General features: G+C 46.4%; 20 protein-coding genes. 9 read left to right on the top strand and 11 right to left on the bottom strand.

The features are described from left to right. Positions 1-129: 129 nt before the first annotated feature. From WAE59_RS14600 to WAE59_RS14565, 8 genes are all read left to right on the top strand, one after another. Complete coding sequence (locus WAE59_RS14600; RefSeq protein WP_337856716.1) at positions 130-1,677, top strand: MiaB/RimO family radical SAM methylthiotransferase; 1,548 nt, start codon at positions 130-132, stop codon at positions 1,675-1,677. A 23-nt stretch (positions 1,678-1,700) separates the two neighbouring features. Next, positions 1,701-2,939, top strand: a complete 1,239-nt coding sequence (locus WAE59_RS14595) for a sigma-54 interaction domain-containing protein (protein ID WP_337856715.1) — start codon at positions 1,701-1,703, stop codon at positions 2,937-2,939. 3 nt (positions 2,940-2,942) lie between these two features. Next, positions 2,943-3,440 carry an LptE family protein gene (locus tag WAE59_RS14590; RefSeq protein WP_337856714.1) on the top strand — a complete coding sequence of 166 codons (498 nt, stop codon included), beginning with the start codon at positions 2,943-2,945 and terminating at the stop codon, positions 3,438-3,440. 33 nt (positions 3,441-3,473) lie between these two features. After that, entirely contained in the window at positions 3,474-4,514 is a 1,041-nt protein-coding gene (locus tag WAE59_RS14585) for a hypothetical protein (RefSeq protein ID WP_337856713.1), read from the top strand. A 14-nt stretch (positions 4,515-4,528) separates the two neighbouring features. Next, positions 4,529-4,882 carry a preprotein translocase subunit SecG gene (gene secG / locus WAE59_RS14580; protein ID WP_337856712.1) on the top strand — a complete coding sequence of 118 codons (354 nt, stop codon included), beginning with the start codon at positions 4,529-4,531 and terminating at the stop codon, positions 4,880-4,882. Positions 4,883-5,112: 230 nt separating this feature from the next. Next, entirely contained in the window at positions 5,113-5,403 is a 291-nt protein-coding gene (locus WAE59_RS14575) for a co-chaperone GroES (protein WP_337857423.1), read from the top strand. 44 nt (positions 5,404-5,447) lie between these two features. Beyond that, the gene (groL, locus tag WAE59_RS14570; protein WP_337856711.1) at positions 5,448-7,088 is read left to right on the top strand and encodes a chaperonin GroEL; all 1,641 of its coding nucleotides are present in this window, start codon (positions 5,448-5,450) and stop codon (positions 7,086-7,088) included. A gap of 66 nt (positions 7,089-7,154) precedes the next feature. Next, positions 7,155-8,582 (top strand): L-serine ammonia-lyase, encoded by a 1,428-nt coding sequence (locus tag WAE59_RS14565; RefSeq protein WP_337856710.1) that lies wholly within the window; start codon positions 7,155-7,157, stop codon positions 8,580-8,582. Here the strand turns inward: WAE59_RS14565 and WAE59_RS14560 are convergent. Genes WAE59_RS14560 through WAE59_RS14535 form a run of 6 tightly spaced genes read right to left on the bottom strand, consistent with a single transcriptional unit; the run spans position 8,579 to position 14,664 of the window. Then, entirely contained in the window at positions 8,579-9,925 is a 1,347-nt protein-coding gene (locus WAE59_RS14560) for a DUF58 domain-containing protein (protein ID WP_337856709.1), read from the bottom strand. The genes WAE59_RS14565 and WAE59_RS14560 overlap by 4 nt on opposite strands. Positions 9,926-9,936: 11 nt before the next feature. Further along, positions 9,937-10,914, bottom strand: a complete 978-nt coding sequence (locus tag WAE59_RS14555) for an AAA family ATPase (protein ID WP_337856708.1) — start codon at positions 10,912-10,914, stop codon at positions 9,937-9,939. 3 nt (positions 10,915-10,917) lie between these two features. Then, on the bottom strand, positions 10,918-12,099 hold the full coding sequence (locus WAE59_RS14550; protein WP_337856707.1) for a DUF4350 domain-containing protein: 1,182 nt from the start codon (positions 12,097-12,099) through the stop codon (positions 10,918-10,920). After that, complete coding sequence (locus WAE59_RS14545; protein ID WP_337856706.1) at positions 12,096-12,779, bottom strand: DUF4129 domain-containing protein; 684 nt, start codon at positions 12,777-12,779, stop codon at positions 12,096-12,098. Before WAE59_RS14545 ends, WAE59_RS14550 begins: the two co-directional genes overlap by 4 nt. 44 nt (positions 12,780-12,823) lie before the next feature. After that, positions 12,824-13,717: a hypothetical protein gene (locus tag WAE59_RS14540; protein WP_337856705.1), complete on the bottom strand. Its 894-nt coding sequence runs from the start codon at positions 13,715-13,717 to the stop codon at positions 12,824-12,826. Next, positions 13,714-14,664 (bottom strand): stage II sporulation protein M, encoded by a 951-nt coding sequence (locus WAE59_RS14535; RefSeq protein ID WP_337856704.1) that lies wholly within the window; start codon positions 14,662-14,664, stop codon positions 13,714-13,716. The genes WAE59_RS14540 and WAE59_RS14535 overlap by 4 nt, the downstream gene beginning before the upstream one ends. A gap of 86 nt (positions 14,665-14,750) precedes the next feature. On the opposite strand from WAE59_RS14535, the gene WAE59_RS14530 reads away from it, so the two are divergent. Continuing rightward, complete coding sequence (locus WAE59_RS14530) at positions 14,751-15,491, top strand: RDD family protein (protein WP_337856703.1); 741 nt, start codon at positions 14,751-14,753, stop codon at positions 15,489-15,491. Between the two features lies 1 nt (position 15,492). Here the strand turns inward: WAE59_RS14530 and WAE59_RS14525 are convergent, their stop codons facing one another. From WAE59_RS14525 to WAE59_RS14505, 5 genes are all read right to left on the bottom strand, one after another. Further along, the gene (locus WAE59_RS14525; protein ID WP_337856702.1) at positions 15,493-16,107 is read right to left on the bottom strand and encodes an SGNH/GDSL hydrolase family protein; all 615 of its coding nucleotides are present in this window, start codon (positions 16,105-16,107) and stop codon (positions 15,493-15,495) included. 60 nt (positions 16,108-16,167) lie between these two features. Further along, positions 16,168-16,509 carry a DUF2752 domain-containing protein gene (locus tag WAE59_RS14520; protein WP_337856701.1) on the bottom strand — a complete coding sequence of 114 codons (342 nt, stop codon included), beginning with the start codon at positions 16,507-16,509 and terminating at the stop codon, positions 16,168-16,170. A gap of 7 nt (positions 16,510-16,516) precedes the next feature. Next, positions 16,517-17,002 (bottom strand): DUF5684 domain-containing protein, encoded by a 486-nt coding sequence (locus tag WAE59_RS14515; protein WP_337856700.1) that lies wholly within the window; start codon positions 17,000-17,002, stop codon positions 16,517-16,519. An 82-nt stretch (positions 17,003-17,084) separates the two neighbouring features. Continuing rightward, positions 17,085-17,783 (bottom strand): lipoyl(octanoyl) transferase LipB, encoded by a 699-nt coding sequence (gene lipB / locus WAE59_RS14510; protein ID WP_337856699.1) that lies wholly within the window; start codon positions 17,781-17,783, stop codon positions 17,085-17,087. A gap of 12 nt (positions 17,784-17,795) precedes the next feature. Continuing rightward, positions 17,796-18,437, bottom strand: coding sequence for a 4'-phosphopantetheinyl transferase family protein (locus WAE59_RS14505; protein WP_337856698.1), 642 nt, complete (start codon positions 18,435-18,437; stop codon positions 17,796-17,798). Between the last annotated feature and the right edge of the window lie 53 nt (positions 18,438-18,490).

Below are 18,490 nucleotides of genomic sequence, written 5' to 3'. Positions count from 1 at the left end.
CCTATAAGATGAATCAATTTTTTTTAAAAAAAACTGATTGTCACGCAATATTCATTTAGCACCCTGCCAATTTGTCATTTGCAAATAAAATTCCGTATTTTTGAAGCCCATAATACTATTTAGCATTTTATGATTGATCTAGAGCTGACTGATAAAAAACACGATGAAGCGCGCCAGGGTGAGGCCCTGATTATTGACGCTCCTGCTTTACGCGACGGTCGGAAACTTTATATTGAAAGCTATGGCTGCCAGATGAACTTTGCTGACAGTGAAATCGTTGCATCTATATTGCTGGACCAGGGTTTCGAAACTACCGGAGATTACAAGGAGGCAGACGTGGTATTTATCAATACCTGCTCTATCCGTGAAAATGCCGAACAGCGGGTGCGCAACAGACTGTCGCAGTTTGGCGTTGAAAAGCGCAGAAACCCCAAACTGATCGTGGGCGTATTGGGCTGCATGGCCGAACGCCTTAAAGCCAAGTTCCTGGATGAAGAGAAACTGGTAGATGTAGTGGTGGGCCCTGATGCTTACCGTGACCTGCCCCAGCTCATCAATCAGGTCGAAGAAGGACACAAAGCCATCAATGTTCTGCTGTCGAGGGAAGAAACCTATGCCGACATCAGTCCGGTCCGCCTGAATGGAAATGGCATTACCGCTTTCATCTCCATCATGAGGGGCTGTGACAACATGTGCTCTTTCTGCGTAGTGCCATTTACCAGGGGGCGTGAGCGCAGCAGGGACCCGCATTCTATCCTCGCTGAAGCACGTGACCTGTTTGAACGGGGATACAGGGAAGTCACTTTATTGGGACAGAATGTAGATTCTTATCAGTGGAACCAGCCGAAAGCTGATCAACCCAAAGCAAATGACCTGTCCGATGACATGAATACCCTGACTGGTGATGCGCTACTGGATGCCCTGAGTAAAGAAAGCGAACTCCCGGCACACCGCTTAAAAGCCGGACTGGGTAACGCGGAAGTTAATTTCGCACAGCTCCTGTCCATGGTAGCCGAGATCAGCCCGGACCTCAGGATCCGCTTCTCTACCTCTCACCCGAAAGACATCACCGATGAGGTGTTGTACACGATCAAAAAATACGACAACATCTGCAATTATATTCACCTGCCTGTACAATCGGGCAACTCCAGGATCCTGGCCCTGATGAACCGTACCTATACGAGGGAATGGTACATGAACAGGATTGACGCGGTAAGACGCATCATTCCGGGTTGCGCCATTTCTGCCGACATCATTGCAGGATTCTGTACAGAAACGGAAGAAGAACACCAGGATACACTGAGCATTATGGATTATGCCAGGTACAACTTTGCTTATACCTTCTCTTATTCTGAACGGCCTGGAACACTGGCTGCCAGGAAGTATAAAGATGATGTACCGGAGGACGTGAAGGCCCGCCGCCTGGCAGAAATCTTTAAAAAACAACAGGAAGATTCCCTGGCCTGCCTGGAAGAGTTTGTAGGCAAAACCGTCAAAGTTCTCATCGAAGGCTTTTCTAAAAAATCTGACCAGGAATACCGGGGCCGTAACGATGAAAACGCCATGGTGGTGTTTCCGGTTACCGATGCGGTAAAGCCAGGTGAGTATGCCCATGTATATGTAGAACGCTGCACTTCGGCAACACTCATTGGCAGGGTTGTGGAAAAATACAATTAAGGTATTATTGATTTCATGAATTGATGGATATACAAGATATTAAAAACCGCTTTGGGATCATCGGAGGTTCGCCCCTGCTGAACCGGGCAATAGATATTGCCAGACAAGTGGCACCTACCGATATGTCTGTGCTCATTACAGGTGAGAGCGGCAGCGGTAAAGAAGTTTTTTCTCACATCATCCACCAGATGAGCACCAGGAAACACGGTGCATTCATTGCGGTGAATTGCGGTGCTATTCCCGAAGGTACAATCGACTCAGAACTTTTCGGACACGAAAAAGGATCATTTACCGGTGCGCATGAAGCACGTAAAGGTTATTTTGAGGTAGCTAACGGAGGTACTATATTTCTGGATGAAGTGGCAGAACTTCCCCTTGGAACACAGGCACGCCTGCTGAGGATCCTGGAAAGCGGGGAATACCTGAGGGTGGGCTCTTCAAAAGTCCAAAAAACGGATGTACGGATCATTGCGGCTACCAACGTAGACGTGTACAACCGCGTAAAATCAGGGAAGTTTCGCGAAGACCTTTACTACAGACTCAATACAGTGCCGCTGCGTATCCCGGCATTGCATGAACGCAAAGAGGATATTTACTTACTGTTCCGTAAGTTTTCGGCCGACTTTAGCGACAAATACCGCAGTCCGGGCATACAATTGGAACCGGATGCCATTCAGATCCTGAGCAATTACAGTTGGCCGGGAAATGTGCGTCAGCTCAAAAATATAGCGGAGCAGGTCTGCGTTTTGGAGAAAGACAGGAATGTTACCGGAGCAGCGTTGCTGAACTACATTCCCAATGAAAGCGCCGGCAATAATTTGCCTATGGCGATCAATGGCGGCAGCAATAAAGAGGACTACACCGAAAGGGATATCCTGTATAAGGTGCTGTTTGACATGAAAAAGGACATGATGGAACTGAAGAAACTGGTTGCTGAAATCATCCAGAGTGGAGGTAATACCTCACACATCATGGCCGACAATCCCCATTACATCAACCAGCTGTACCAGGAAATTGATCAGACCAACAACCATGATACCAATACACTGACGATCAAAAAACCCATGCAGCCAGCGCCCGTAGACTACAACTATACGCATGAAGCGGAGGAAGTGGAAGAATCCCTTTCCCTGATCGACAAGGAATCGGACCTGATCAAAAAGGCATTGAAGAAGCACAAGGGCAAACGTAAATTTGCTGCCCAGGAACTGGGCATCTCTGAGCGTACCTTATATAGAAAGATTAAAGAACTCAACTTATAACAGATGAAATACCTATTCGGATTGCTATGCCTGCTGATGATGAGCGGCTGTAAGATTGCCCTGGAAGGCACTTCGATTCCTGCTGAGATGAAAACCATCAATGTAACTGTGTTCGAAAACAATGCCCCGCTGGTAGTTGCCGACCTCAGTTCCAAATTTACCGAGGAACTCAAGAGCAGGATCAGGAACCAGACCAGGCTGAGCATTACAACAAATGATCCACAGGGCGTATTCTCAGGTAATATCACTGGTTATGGCATCACACCTGAGGCGATTACCGACAACAGGAACCCTGTTGCGGGAGCAAACAGGCTGACCATCAGGATCAATGTAAAATACACCAATAACCTGAATCCGAAGCTGAGCTTTGAAGAATCTTTCGAACGTTTTAAAGTTTTTAAACTAACAGGCTCTTTACAGGCCGCAGAAGCTGCCAACAGGCAAGATGTAATTATGCAATTGACGGAAGACATTTTTAACAAGGCTTTTGCACAATGGTAAGCTAAAATAGAGATCAATTAGTAACTTAGCAACGTGGAGCAGGAAACAGACATCATTAAGCAGCTTAAGGCATTCATTGCAGCACCAGAAAACATATCCCGGGAGGATATTCCTGTGCTGCAGGAACTCAGCACGCTGTATCCCTATTTCCAGCCATTACATTTACTCCGCGCCAAAGCAGAAGAACAGGAAGAAACTGCCGGAAATGCACTGGCACATGCCGCACTTTACGCGGAGGGGCAATTACTCCATAATTTCCTGCACGCACCGGAAGCACTGATCTCCAATGAATTTGAACTGGTACTGCCAGTGAGTTTTGGGACTGACCCCAACCAACCTGAAGCACTGGATGAAGCAGCCATTGATGAAGTACAGGAAACAGTAGCGGAAGAAGAGGAACTGAGAGCGGAAATTTCCGGAAAGGAAAAACTGGAAGATGAACTGGTACTGGAGAACATCGTGGCCACAGATTTCTTCGCCTTTCAGGAGAATTTTAAAGTAGAGCCGGCTGTTACAGAAGAATCCGCTCCGGTGGAAGAAGCTGAAGCAGAGGAAAAGATCATCAGCAAATATGATGATGATAAATTACCTTATACATTTTTATGGTGGCTGGCCAAAACAAGGAAAGAGCACCAGCAAATCTTTCAGCCCTACGCCTCACCAAGGAAGCAAACGGTGCAACAGGGAAGTACGGTACCAGGTAAGCCTAATGAACTCCAGCAGCAATATGTAGAGCACATCTTCCACATGCAAAGCCCTTTTCAGGAAGAGGACAACAGCTACACACCAAGTCAGTTCAAACGGGCCAGCAAAGGAGATGAGATCATAGAAAGCTTCATCAGGAATGAGCCTCAGATCAGTCCACCGAACCCCGAACAGATCAATACGGAGAACAAAGCCAAAAAAAGTGCGGAGGACCATAACGACCTGGTTTCAGAGACCCTGGCTAAAATTTATATCGAGCAAATGCTTTATGACAAGGCCATAGAGACTTATGAAAAATTAGTTTTGAAGTTTCCAGAAAAAAGCCGTTACTTTGCCGACCTTATCCAATCCATAGAAAAGAAAATTTAACAACATAACATCATATGATTTTTTTAATTATAGTATTAATCATTGTTTGCATCGCATTGGCGCTGTTTGTTCTCGTGCAAAACCCTAAAGGCGGTGGCCTTGCAACCGGTGGTGCCGGAAGCAACATGTTCGGCGTACAAAGGACTGGTGATGTCCTGGAAAAAGGAACCTGGGTATTGCTGGCATTGATCGTGGTATTGACTTTGTCGATCACTACAATTGCTAAATCGGGCGGTTCATCAGCTGCGGGCGTAGAATCCAGGATCAAAGAGCAAATGGACAAAGTGCCTACTCCATCTCCACTGGGCGGCGCAGCACCTGCACGTAACACTCCTCCACCTGCTGCAACACCAGATACGACGAAATAGTATAACCAATATAGATTAAAAAAGCGCCCTGCAGTTTGAGCAAAACCTGCAGGGCTTTTTTATGCCCCTGCTGACAGACTGACACAAATTTTCGTTCCATAAATATCATTTGCTGACATTCCGGTGAAAAATTGGCAAGCAGTTCTGCTTGGCATAAAAACTGATACGACATGGGGTACGCAGCAACTGCGTATTTATATGTTAAATTAAAAAATAAATTTATATCATTTATGGCTTTAAACCTTAAACCCATCTCAGGAACATCAAACAGAGTGATTGTTGAGCCTGCTGCGGCTGAAGAAAAGACTGCTTCAGGGATTTACATTCCTGATACTGCAAAAGAGAAACCATCCAAAGGAACTGTAGTTTCAGTTTCTGAAGAAGATTCAGAAGGTAAAAAACCGACAGTTAAAGTTGGTGATGTTGTGCTTTATGGTAAATATGGCGGCACTGAGCTTCCTATTGACGGTAAAGATTATTTGATCATGCGTGAAACTGACATCTATGCGGTATTAGGCTAGATCCTGATAACGAAGTATTAACACATTAAACACCAAAAATTAAAATGGCAAAACAAGTAAAATATAACGTTGAAGCACGTGACGCCCTGAAAAGAGGCGTTGATACTTTAGCTAATGCTGTAAAAGTAACTTTAGGTCCTAAAGGCCGTAATGTAATTATCGATAAAAAATTTGGTTCACCTGCGGTAACTAAAGATGGTGTAACTGTAGCTAAAGAAATCGAACTGAAAGACCCTATTGAAAACATGGGTGCTCAGATGGTGAAAGAAGTGGCTTCTAAAACTGCTGATATTGCAGGTGACGGAACGACTACTGCAACTGTTTTGGCTCAGGCCATCGTAACTGCCGGTATCAAAAACGTAGCAGCTGGTGCAAACCCAATGGACCTGAAACGCGGTATCGACAAAGCAGTTTCTGCAATCGTAGCTAACCTTAAAACGCAGTCGCAAACTGTAGGTGAGGACAACAACAAAATCAAACAAGTGGCCTCTATTTCTGCCAACAATGATGAAGTGATCGGTTCTTTGATCGCGGAGGCAATGGGTAAAGTTGGAAAAGATGGTGTAATTACTGTAGAAGAAGCAAAAGGTACTGAAACTGAAGTAAAAACAGTAGAAGGTATGCAGTTCGACCGTGGTTACCTTTCTCCATACTTCGTGACCAATGCTGACAAAATGGAAGCAGAACTGGAAAACCCTTACATCCTGATCTACGATAAAAAGATCAGCAACATGAAAGAATTGCTACCGGTATTGGAAAAACAAGTACAAACAGGTAAACCTTTATTGATCATTGCTGAAGACCTGGACGGTGAAGCTTTAGCTACTTTGGTAGTGAACAAGATCCGTGGCTCACTGAAAGTAGTGGCTGTAAAAGCTCCTGGATTTGGCGACCGTCGTAAAGCTATGCTGGAAGACATCGCAATCCTGACTGGCGGAACAGTGATCTCTGAAGAAAGAGGTTATAAATTAGAAAATGCTGACCTTACTTACCTGGGTACTGCTGAGAAAGTGGTTGTTGATAAAGACAATACTACAGTAATCAACGGTGCTGGCCAGTCTGAAGACATCAAAGCCCGCGTAAACCAGATCAAAGCTCAAATCGAGACCACAACATCTGATTACGATAAAGAAAAATTGCAGGAGCGTCTGGCTAAATTGGCTGGTGGTGTTGCAGTTCTTTACGTAGGTGCTGCTTCTGAAGTGGAAATGAAAGAGAAAAAAGACCGCGTAGATGATGCTTTACATGCTACACGTGCAGCAGTTGAAGAAGGTATCGTTGCTGGAGGTGGTGTTGCTTTCATCCGCGCTATCGAAGCCCTTGAAGGTATGAAAGGTGCTAACGATGATGAAACTACTGGTATCCAGATCATCCGTCGTGCGATCGAAGAGCCATTGCGTCAAATCTGCCAAAATGCAGGTATCGAAGGTTCTATCGTAGTACAGAAAGTGAAAGAAGGTACTGCTGACTTCGGTTACAATGCACGTACTGATGTATATGAAAACTTAATTACTGCTGGTGTTATCGACCCAACTAAAGTAAGTCGTGTAGCCTTAGAAAACGCAGCCTCAATCGCAGCTATGCTGTTGACTACGGAATGTGTTTTAGCTGATGATCCTGAAGATGCTCCGGCTGGTGCTGGTATGCCTCCAATGGGCGGCGGCGGTATGGGTGGAATGATGTAATTCCATCACAAATAGCTTACAAAGAACCCGCTTTAATGGCGGGTTTTTTTATTTAGCTTTGTAGCCATGCAAAGGGAACAGATATCGGTATTTGATATTTTTAAAATAGGAATAGGGCCATCAAGTTCACATACACTTGGCCCATGGAGAGCGGCACAGCAATTTACCGCTTCATTGAAACAGCAGGGCGTACTCGATGAAGTAGAACAGGTGAAGATCCTCTTATATGGCTCACTGGCCAAGACCGGCAAAGGCCACGGCACCGACATTGCCATCCTCCTGGGACTAAATGGAGGTGATCCGGTGACCTTCGATGTCAATGCCATCGATTCTACCATCGAAACCATCAAAAATGACCAGCTCATTCGCTTGTCAGGAGAAAAGTTGATCTCCTTCAATTACAATGAAGACCTCATGTTCTTATTTTTTGAAAGTCTGCCTTTCCATCCCAATGGCTTGACATTTCAGGCATTTTTAAGTTCCGGAAAGGCCATCTCTGAAACCTATTATTCCATAGGCGGGGGCTTTGTAGTCAAAGAAGGAGAAAGCGGAAGCGAAAAGGAACAGGTGGAACTCCCCTTCCCCGTGGAGAAAGCCAATGACCTCTGGCATTGGTGCATGACCACCGGACTGAAAGTTTCCGAGGTGGTCATGGAAAATGAGCTGGCCTGGCGTACTGAAGCGGAAACCAGGGCAGGCATCATGCAGCATTTCAATGTGATGAAGGAGTGTATCTACAGAGGCTGTCATACCTCAGGTTTCCTGCCCGGAGGACTAAATGTAGGCCGGCGAGCTGCAGCTTTGAATAAGAGGCTTATTGCAGACAACCTCTACACCGATTACGAAAGTTGGGTAGCCGCAATCAGGAGCGGTGGAAACGGATTCAACTATACCCTGGACTGGGTCAGCTGTTTTGCCCTCGCCGTAAATGAAGAAAATGCTTCATTCGGACGGGTAGTGACTGCACCTACAAACGGGGCTGCGGGCGTGATCCCTTCTGTACTACAATATTACATCACTTTTTGTGACGGATTTACCGAAGAGAAAATTACCCAATTTATTGCCTGCGCTTCGGAGATCGGAAGCATATTCAAGAAAGGAGCAACGATTTCTGCCGCGATGGGCGGTTGCCAGGCGGAGATCGGCGTATCTTCAGCGATGGCCGCAGCGGCACTGACAGAGTGCCTGGGCGGTTCACAAAGGCAGGTACTGATGGCTGCTGAAATCGCCATGGAACACCACCTGGGCCTCACCTGTGACCCGATCGGCGGACTCGTACAAATCCCTTGTATTGAAAGGAACACCATGGGCGCGATCAAAGCAATTACGGCAAGTCAGCTTGCCCTGCAAAGTAATCCCGACAAGGCTAAAGTCAGTCTGGATGCAGTGGTGAATACGATGTGGGAAACTGCACTGGATATGAATTCGAAATACAAAGAGACTTCCGACGGAGGACTGGCGACCAACATCCCGATCAGTTTGCCCGAGTGTTAGATCTTCTGTTGTGCTTTGATTTCCAGGTAGCGGTTGATCACATTGACGGTTAATTTTTCGGGTGGACTTAGGATGCTCAGGATCCCGTGCTTCGCCAGTTCTTTAACCATCAGCTTTTTCTCATAGGCAAATTTTGCGGCAATGGTATTGATGTAGATGTCCTCCACATTGGCAACAGACTTTTCAGTAAGCGATTTCAGTTCGGTGTTTTCAAAGAAGACAATGAGCAACAGGTGAAATCTGGCGATGCGCTTTAAGAATGGCAGTTGCCGTTGTAAGGCCGACATGCTTTCAAAATTGGTATAGAATACAATCAGGCTCCGTTGTTTGAGCACAGCGCGGATGCTGGTATAAAGCGCTTCCATATTGGTCTCCAGGTAGCGGGTTTTCTCCTTATACAACACATTCATGATCTTACCGAGCTGAGCCGGTCTGCGGTCAGCAGCAATGACGCTACCTGTTTTCTCCGCTATGGTAATCAGGCCTGCTTTATCCTCCTTGACCAATGCAACATTGGAAAGAATGAGGCTGGCATTAATCGCATAATCGAGCAGACTCATGCCCTCGAAGGGCATTTTCATAGCCCGGGATTTATCGATAATGTTGTACACATGCTGTGCCTTCTCATCGGTAAAGGAATTGACCATCAGCTCAGCCCGCCTTGCCGTAGCCTTCCAGTTGACCGTCCGGTAATCATCGCCCTGCACGTAATTCTTGACCTGGTCAAATTCCATGCTGTGGCCGACACGCCTGATTTTCTTGATGCCTATGTCCTGCAAGCGGTTGGAGACCGCCATCAGTTCGTATTTGCGCAATTGCAGGAAGGAAGGGTACACGGAAACTGTAGCTTCGGTACCGAAGTTGAAGCGGCGGCTGACCAGGCCCAGGGGCGATTGCACATATATCCTGAGCATACCAAACACGTATTCTCCCCTTTTGGTGGGACGCAGCTGGTAAGCGATGGTTTTGTGGGCCTGGGCTTTCAGATTGATATCGAACCAGAGGTCGCGTTTCTGGAACTGGAAAGGGATCTCATCGATGATACCGATCCTGGTGGTAAATGTGTAAAAGTTCTCGATGTAAATGCTGAGCTCATTATCGTCGCCATTGCTGAGCCGCTCGGGCAAATCGCGCCTGGCAAAAACGCCCTTCTGCTGCCGGAACAGCAACAGGATATCCAGCGCCAGTAGTGCCAGGAGCATCCACAAAGCAATGAACGGCAACTCGCCCAGCCATGGCAGGAAGAAGGCCAGCAGGAAAAGTGCGACACAAAGCCCTAGGCCGATGAAAAGCCGTTTGTTTAAAAAGAGGTCCCGATAATAGGTGCTGAAAAGATGCTTCAAGTTGGTCCTGTTTAGCGGGGGATTTCTATTTTCTGAATGATCTGGGCCACTACATCAGCAGCACTGATACCTTCCATCTCTTTATCTGGCGTAAGCATGATGCGGTGTGCAAGCACCGGGGCTGCCACCTTAATGATGTCTTCCGGAGTTACAAAATCACGGCCCTGCATGGCGGCGATGGCCTTCGCACTGTTGATGAGCGCAAGGGAAGCGCGGGGTGAAGCACCCAGGTAGAGCGATTTGTTGCTCCGCGTTTCATGTACAATCTTTGCGGCATATTCGATCAGCTTCGGCTCTACATGGAGCGCTTTGATGATGTCGCGACAGGCCTTGATCTGGGCGATGCTGAGCACGGGCTTCACTTCCGCAATCTCTACATCCAGCTTCTGGTGATGCTGATTTTGCAGGATCTGGATCTCCTCTTCCAGTGTAGGGTATTTCACTTCTATTTTGAACAGAAAACGGTCTAACTGAGCCTCTGGCAGGCGGTAGGTACCCTCCTGCTCTATCGGGTTTTGCGTGGCGAGCACCATGAAAGGCTCATCCATGGGATAGGTATGCCCGTCGACCGTGATCTGTCTTTCCTCCATGACTTCGAATAAGGCCGACTGTGTCTTGGCCGGGGCGCGGTTGATCTCATCGACCAATACAATATGTCCGAAGATAGGGCCTTTTCTATACTCGAAAGTAGCGCTGCGCGGATCGAATACAGAGGTACCCAATACGTCGGAAGGCATGAGATCGGGTGTAAACTGGATCCTGGAAAAGGAAGCATCAATACTTTTGGCGACCAGCTTTGCGCTGAGCGTTTTGGCTACACCCGGTACACCTTCCAGGAGGATATGCCCATCTGCCAACAGCCCGGCTATGAGGAAGTCGATGGTTTCCAGCTGCCCGATGATGATGCTGCCCAGGCTTTTCCTGATCTGATCTACTGCGATATTGAGCTGGCTTAAATCCGTTCTTTCGTTAAACATTTCCGTTTCCATGTCTTATTGAGATTGTTGGTAAAATTGTTCTGTTAATTTATTGAAGCTGATGAGCATCTGATCATCCACAAAGGCGCCCGCCCGGAGCTGGCGCATCAGTTGAAAAACTGCGCTAATGGTCTCTTCCGAAACTCCGGAGCGCTGTGCAAGCTTTGCTCCGAGTTCCGCATCCAGTTCCGCCGTCTTGAGCTGGTAAGTACTCCGGATATGCTCCAGCAGGTAATTCATTTTCTTATGGGCAATGTCCTGGTTGTCGCGCTGCTGGTAATACACCTTGCCTACCACTTTAACGAAGTCGACCGAGGAATTACTCAGCGGCTCGATAATGGGAATGATGCGTTGCCTCCTTTTCATTTCATACAGGACGAAGGCGACAAGACTAAACAATGCCAGGTAATAGCCCCAGCGCAACATCTGGTTTCCAAAAATGACCCTCAGCACAGAGGTGTCCTCCTCGTAAGCGCGGGTATTGAACTCGTCCCAGATAAAGGTTTTGGCCGGAGGGAGGTAAGACAATACTTTAGCTGCATAGTCGGCGCCCGCCGGATTGAGGAGGTTATAATTGGTCAGCAACTGTGGGTTTGGCAGAAAATAGACTGCCCCTTTGCCGATAGGATATTGGAGAAAGTTGGCCTTCCCTTCCGCATTTTTCCCGAGCACTACCGCTTTTACGCTGTCGAATTTACTGAAGAACTGGTCGCCCAGCCCCTTATCAAATACATAGCCCTTAGCCCTTTGCAGCATGGGGTTGGTGAAGTTAATGGCGATGCTCTTTTTCCTCGCATACTCAAAGGAAGAACTGGAAGCAATGGAGAAATATTTCTCCAGGTGAGTGCTGCGGTCAAAGGAGGCGATCAGCACCGCATTGCCAGCCCTGACAAAATGCAGCAATTGCTGCAGGTCGTTTTTATCGAGATCCACTGCAGTACCCAGCAAGAGCAAGTTGGTGTTTCTGAAACTTTTCCCCTTGAGGTTATTGTACAACCGCCTGTTGGTAACCAGCATTTCCGCTTTAGGGAAAATGTTTGCATGCTGCTGATAAAGCACATAGGTACCAAAAGGGATCTTATCTTCCTTCAGATAAGTAGCCTTCCAATCGGTAGGTACCGGCCGGAAGTACTGTGCGAGCAGGTAGCCGACCAGGAGGATGGCGCTGGCGATGAGGTATCTTCTCAGTCCCTTCATGACAAGTCCGCATTAAATTGCTCAAAGGAAGCTCTGAACTGGTTAAAAACTTCTTTATTGATCATAAACTCGCCGTACCAGACATACTCAAACTGTCGGGTGAGCAAAGCAAACTGCTGCTTTTTCCCTTCATCCTTCAATTCATCCAGGTAATGCTGATTGGTCTTTTCCGGCAGCCAGTGGATTAGTTGACGGTCGCTCAGTTTTTTGAGTGACAGCAGGTAAAACAAGCGAATGGCCAGGCGGTAATTGCCGGCGGATGTTGCCTTTTCAATCTCCTCAGCGAAATTGAGTTCATGGATGTTTTCTTCCGCCTCATGGTAGGGCACAGCGACCGCTTTAGACCGCTTTGAAAACATCATCAGGTTGATGCCACTCAATTTGGCAATAATAAAGGCCAGCAGGGCCGCAAAAGCGGCGATGACCAGGTATTTGACGAGCTTGCCGGAAACCCGATCTCCAAAGATGCGGTCGACCAGTTTCCAGAACCAAGCCCAGAAACGGTCCCAAAGGCTGTCCGATACCGGAGCTTCATCATCATAGATAAATTCTTTTTGTGTTTTGTAGGCTTTGAGTGTGGCCGCATCAAAACTCCGCAGTTGCAGTTTAGTACTGTCCAGCCGTACCACAATGGGACGCTTAGCCGATACCTTTGTGGTATCAGCAAAAGAAACCTGCATTCCAAAGCAGAGCAAAAAGGCACACAATAAAGCAACCCGCATACCTAATATTCCTCGGAGCTAGCGTTAAAATCAGCATCAGGCTTACCAAACTGATCGATGCGGTCGAGGAGCCCGGTATTCTCCTGGCGTTCTACGAGGTTGAAATAGCATAGCGAAGTACCGATCATAGGAATGACCAGGAACACATAACAGAGGTACTGGATGACCGTAGTGACCACCGTCATAACCGTGGACATGGTCTTTGCACCCTGACTGAAACCACTGATCAGGCCAATGATAATGGCTGGCATAGATGCGAAAGCCATTGTCGCATAGGTGATGATCCAAAGTACAAATATGGTACCTGCAGTAACCCACCACTGATCCTTCAGGAGCTTAAAGCACCTGCTGAAAGAATAAGAGAAGTCGGCATTTTCGATGATCATAATCGGGTAGAACAGGCACATGGCCGGAAATATGTATATGAATGGCACAATGCAAGCCGCGAAACAAAGGATCATACACAGGGAAAGCAGCAAGGTGCTGCCCATGACCCGCAGGAAGTAAAATTTGAAATAAGCCCATACCTGCTCTACTGTAGGCGCAACTCCACCTTTTTCTACATACAAAGCGATGAAGCTATTGATGGCGACATAGATAGAGGTATAGCCGATAAAGTTGAACAGGATAGCCAGGAAATATTGAAAAGTAAAAATCCGTGAGAGTATGGTGTTCCAAACATTCGTATCAGAACGGAAGACAAAACCATCATTGACCACCTTTTGCATGCCGAGCTGCTGCAGGATGGTGGAAATCATTGCGGCCAGCAGGAAGAAGCCGCAAAGGTAACAAAAGGCCTTGAACAAGGGCTTGAAGTTCTGTTTCATGAATAGAAAAGTATCACTGATGACCTCTCCAAAGTCGCGGACCTTTCTGAATTCTACTTTTTGTATCATGCTATAATTTGCTTGCGTTTGAGTTGTAAAGGATAAATGATCACGTACCAGATCATGAAATAGGCAGAGCTTGCCAATATCGAAACGCTGAGCCAGATCGGCATTTCGGTATGGCGGGTGATGAAACTCTCAAATATGGCGGCAAGGACGATGATCGGCAAGATACCCAGGGCAATCTTGCTGCCGTCTTTTGCACTGCGCTGAAAAGCCTGCAGGCGTGTGAATGTTTTAGGAAAAAGGAGGCCATGCCCCAGTACCAGTCCGGCCCCGCCGGCAATGATGATGGCCGAAATCTCCAATGTTCCATGGATCCAAATGACCAGGATGGATTCCAGACCCAGGCCTTTGCTGAAGAAATAATATTCAAAGGAACCCAGCATCACCCCATTTTTGAGGATATAGAAGACGGGGCCTATGGAGAGAAAGACACCGCTGACAAACATCACCAGGGACACATAAATGTTATTACCAGCGATCATGAGGAACATCATCACCTCGCCCTGCTGTTTGTAAACCCCAAAGGGATCACCTTTCGCTATATTTTCATTGGTCATGTTCACATAGCTGTCGCCCATGATGAGCCTGACAAAGGAATCGTCGTACCTGGCCGAAAGCGCACCGATCAGTGAGGAGATGAGGAAGAAGAGAAACGCATACAGCAGTGGCATGCGGTAGGTATAGAACAGCCCCGGCAACTCCAGCTTCCAAAAGTTAATGAAGACATTGCTTTCTACCTTTTTATTCTTATAAATGGACTGATGCAGCACCGCGGCGATACCATTGAGGTAAGCAGTGGTCTTTGATTTGGGATAGAAGGTCTTTGCGTAAGCGAGGTCATTGGTGATGTCTATGAAGCGTTCGGCAAGTTCATCAGGGCTGGCTGACTGCATTTGTTCGTAAGTTTTCCATTTAGCGGAATTCTGCTTTACAAATAGCGATTCTCTCATAGATTGACGGGCGTATAATTTTTCGTTAAAATACTATAAAAAACAATTTTACAAGAATAAAATAAACAATATTATATTTGAGATCTATGGAAAGCGTCAAAGTAAACACCAGTCAGCATGTAGAAATAGACTATCCTGTATCGGGTCTGGGAGAAAGAATCGCTGCGAGGTTGATTGACCTGGCCTGCTTCATTGGCCTTTATATCCTGTTTATCGTGCTGGTGCTCATGACCGGTCTATCGGGACTGAGCGATGCCTCACCCTATATCTTTTATGTGGTCATTGGGCTTTATTTTGCTGCCTATGTTTTCTACAATCTCATTTGTGAGATCTTCATGAATGGGCAGAGCATCGGCAAAAAACTCATGAAGATCAAAGTGATCAGCCTGGATGGCGGACAGCCTAGTATTGGCCAGTACTTTATCCGCTGGGTGTTCAGGATCATTGATTTTGGAATGACCGGACAGGTAGGTGGCCTGATCTGCATTGCCGTATCAGAGAAAAAACAGCGGATCGGAGATATTGTAGCGGGAACTACCGTGATCAGGACGGTGCCGCGCACTGCTTTCGAGCAGATTGCCTTCCGCCCCGTTGAAGAAGATTATGTCCCGGTATTTAATAATGCAAACGAACTATCTGACAGGGACATGGAGCTGATACATGAGGTACTGATTACCTTCAATAAGACACATAACCCCGACCTGATCTATACGATGGCAGCGAGAATCTCTGCTCACCTTGGGATCAGCCTGCCGGAAGGCATGAATGAACTGGACTTCCTAAGGACCATAGTGAAGGATTACAATTACACCACTTCGATGGCATAGCTTATCTTAGCACCGAGTATACGCTTTCACTTACCTTTTGTGCCCAGTCCTGATACATTTTACCTGAGGGATGCAATCCGTCTGAAGCGATTAGATCCGGGTCTGAAAATGCCAGCCGCGAACCTGCAGAAATATCGGTATAGCTGATCCCGGACAATAAGGTTTCGGCTTTATTTACAGCATTAAAAGCATCAATTTCTTCCGCTATGAGTTCCATTCCCCTTCCACTTTGTACACCAAATGGGGTAACGCCCCAGTCAGGAATCGCAATTACAAACACGCGGGATGTATCCTGAGCAGCGAACTGCACTGCGGTGTTCAACAATGTGCGGAATTCTTCACGATAGACTTCCAGAGATTCCTTTCGGTATTGGTTATTTACACCGATCAGTAAAGTAACAAAATCAAACTCCTGATCTAAAGCTGCAGATTGGATGGCAGCCTCCAACTCACTTGTGGTCCAGCCCGTCTTTGCAATTACAACCGGCTGTTCTACATCAATACCCTGTTCCTTTAATTGATCTGCCAGTTGAAATGGAAAGCTTTCTGCTTGCGGTACGGCCTCCCCTATGGTATAGGAATCGCCAAGTGCGAGATAAGTCAATTTTTGTCCCATGAACGATACGTTTTTCTCAGGCCAATATTAATCATAATGGATTGAAAAAACACAAAATCCTTAATGAATGTGCGGCAGAAACATTTTTAGCAAATAACTCGATACGATCACCGAGCCGGTGATGAGGTAAAGCACTTTGATTAACCTGTCATTTTTTTTCTTTAGACCATACCTGACGAAAAGAACTGTGAACACGGTTAGCAAAATAAAAATTGTGGGGGGATACATATGGAAACTCTCCAGCCATTCGCCTTTAATCAGCAAGATAAACGAACGCTGGAAGCCGCAGCCGGGACAATCCAGGCCTGTAAGGTATTTGAAAGGGCAGGGAATTAAAAAATTGTCCGTACGGTCTAAAAAGGAAGACCATACGGACAATAAATATGTGACACAAACGAACACGGTTTAACTAAGCGTCTGGCGTGGTCGGTGGTTTGTTGAAGGGATCATTGGCACCAAAAGGGTTGTTGCCAAATGGATTGTTGGGATTGTTAAAGTTTTTGAAACCATTATTGGCTTCCGCGGCAGATGGGCCCAGGTATCTTGCACTGCCAAATCCGAGCATCGGATAGAAAACAATAGGCAGGATGATCATACCCACGGTATAGCCTTCAGACTTACCGAAACTTTTGCTCAGCAAATTCATCAGCCAGATCGCAAACACGATGTTTACACAAGGGATCAGCAGCCAAAGGATCCAGATCATTGGCTTTCCAACGATCTCCAACAAGATAATTAGGTTGTAAATGGGAATAATTGCTGCCCATCCGGGTTTTCCCGCTTTTTCAAATATTTTCCAGAGCGATCCATAGATCAGGACAATAATGATCAGCCAAACGACAAACATTCCAGCACCAAATCCGGCGCCAACAGCAGAGTAATCAGAGTTTTCCATAGGGTTTTTGAGTTTTAATTTACGTAAAGATAATGTATTTGCCTACAAATCAAAACCCAGGCCATTTTTTTTAGCTCAGCAATTATTCTTCAATTTCCATCTGGAATAAATGAGCAATATGCGCCTTCAAACGCATTTTAACCGTCTCCATATCCAATCTTTCACCCAGTTCCTGTTGCATAGAAGTTACAGCTTTATCGTCGATGCCGCAGGGCACGATGTTCTTAAAATAGTCCAGGTCTGCATTTACATTGAATGCAAAGCCATGCATGGTCACCCATCTGCTGCACCTCACTCCCATCGCACAGATTTTTCTGGCCTTTTCATTGTCTGCATCAAGCCATACACCCGTAAAGCCGGGATAACGTCCCGCTTCAATTCCGTAATCCTTTAAGGTCAGGATTACGGCTTCTTCCAGTGTCCTGAGGTAAAGGTGAATGTCTGTAAAAAAATTATCCAGGTCCAGGATTGGGTAGCCTACAATCTGTCCGGGCCCGTGATAAGTGATATCGCCGCCCCGGTTGATCTTATGATAGGTAGCTTGTTTGTCTTTCAATCCTTGTTCATCCAGTAGAAGATTTTCCGGATGACCGCTCTTTCCAAGGGTATATACATGTGGGTGTTCACAAAACACCAGGAAGTTAGGCGTTTCCAGCGTCGTCTGATTGGTCCTGTTCTGTGTCTTAACAGCTACCGTCTGCTGAAAAATCTGTTCCTGACGATCCCAGGCTTCCTGATAATCGACCAGTCCCCAATCTATAAATTTAACTTTTTTATTCATGTATCTTACAGACTAACCGGCTACATAACCCAGCATGTAACCGTCATTGGTTTTAAAATAATGGACGTTGAGTTCGATAGTGCCCTCGGGCAAATCTACTGAGGCTGCCAGACTGCCCTCATTTCCCAATGTAAAAGGTTTGATGTGGATGTCCTTCTTAAATTCGAGTCCCTTACGTCCATTCCATTTATAAATTGCCTCCTTGGCACACCAGCAGACGTAGAGCCCTTCAATGTTGTCCCCGATCTGCTCCTGGGCCAGTTCTGCGTCCGAAAGAAATTTTTGCTGGATACTTTTGATCTTGTGCTTGATCAGTTCGATGTCCACCCCGACTTTACGGCTTTTGCTGATCATGACAGAAGCGTAGTCATAAGAATGGCTCAGGGAGATTTCATAGTTGAGGCTTGGCAGATAAGGCTTTCCATGCTCATCCATCCTGCAGTCTATGTATTCCTCGGTATTCAGCATTGTGCGCAGCAATACCCTGGTACTGAGCCAGTGCAACAAGCGCTTCCCATTGTTCAGGGAAGAAATGAAATCCAGTTCATGCTGCTTAAGCTGCAAACCGGAGATCAGCTCCGCTTCCGTCTCTTCGATCTTCCACACGGCAAGTATGGCATCGTCATCAATGTTTTTATTAAAAACTACAGGCATCTCTATTTAGAAAAACTATGCAAAAGTATCTTAAATTAATCATAATTTCGTCC

Origin of the sequence: Pedobacter sp. GR22-6, assembly GCF_037402555.1 — a bacterium.
Classification (GTDB): Bacteria; Bacteroidota; Bacteroidia; order Sphingobacteriales; family Sphingobacteriaceae; genus Pedobacter.
The sequence above is the reverse complement of the archived record's forward strand: the minus strand, read 5'-3'. Positions and strand labels throughout refer to the sequence as shown.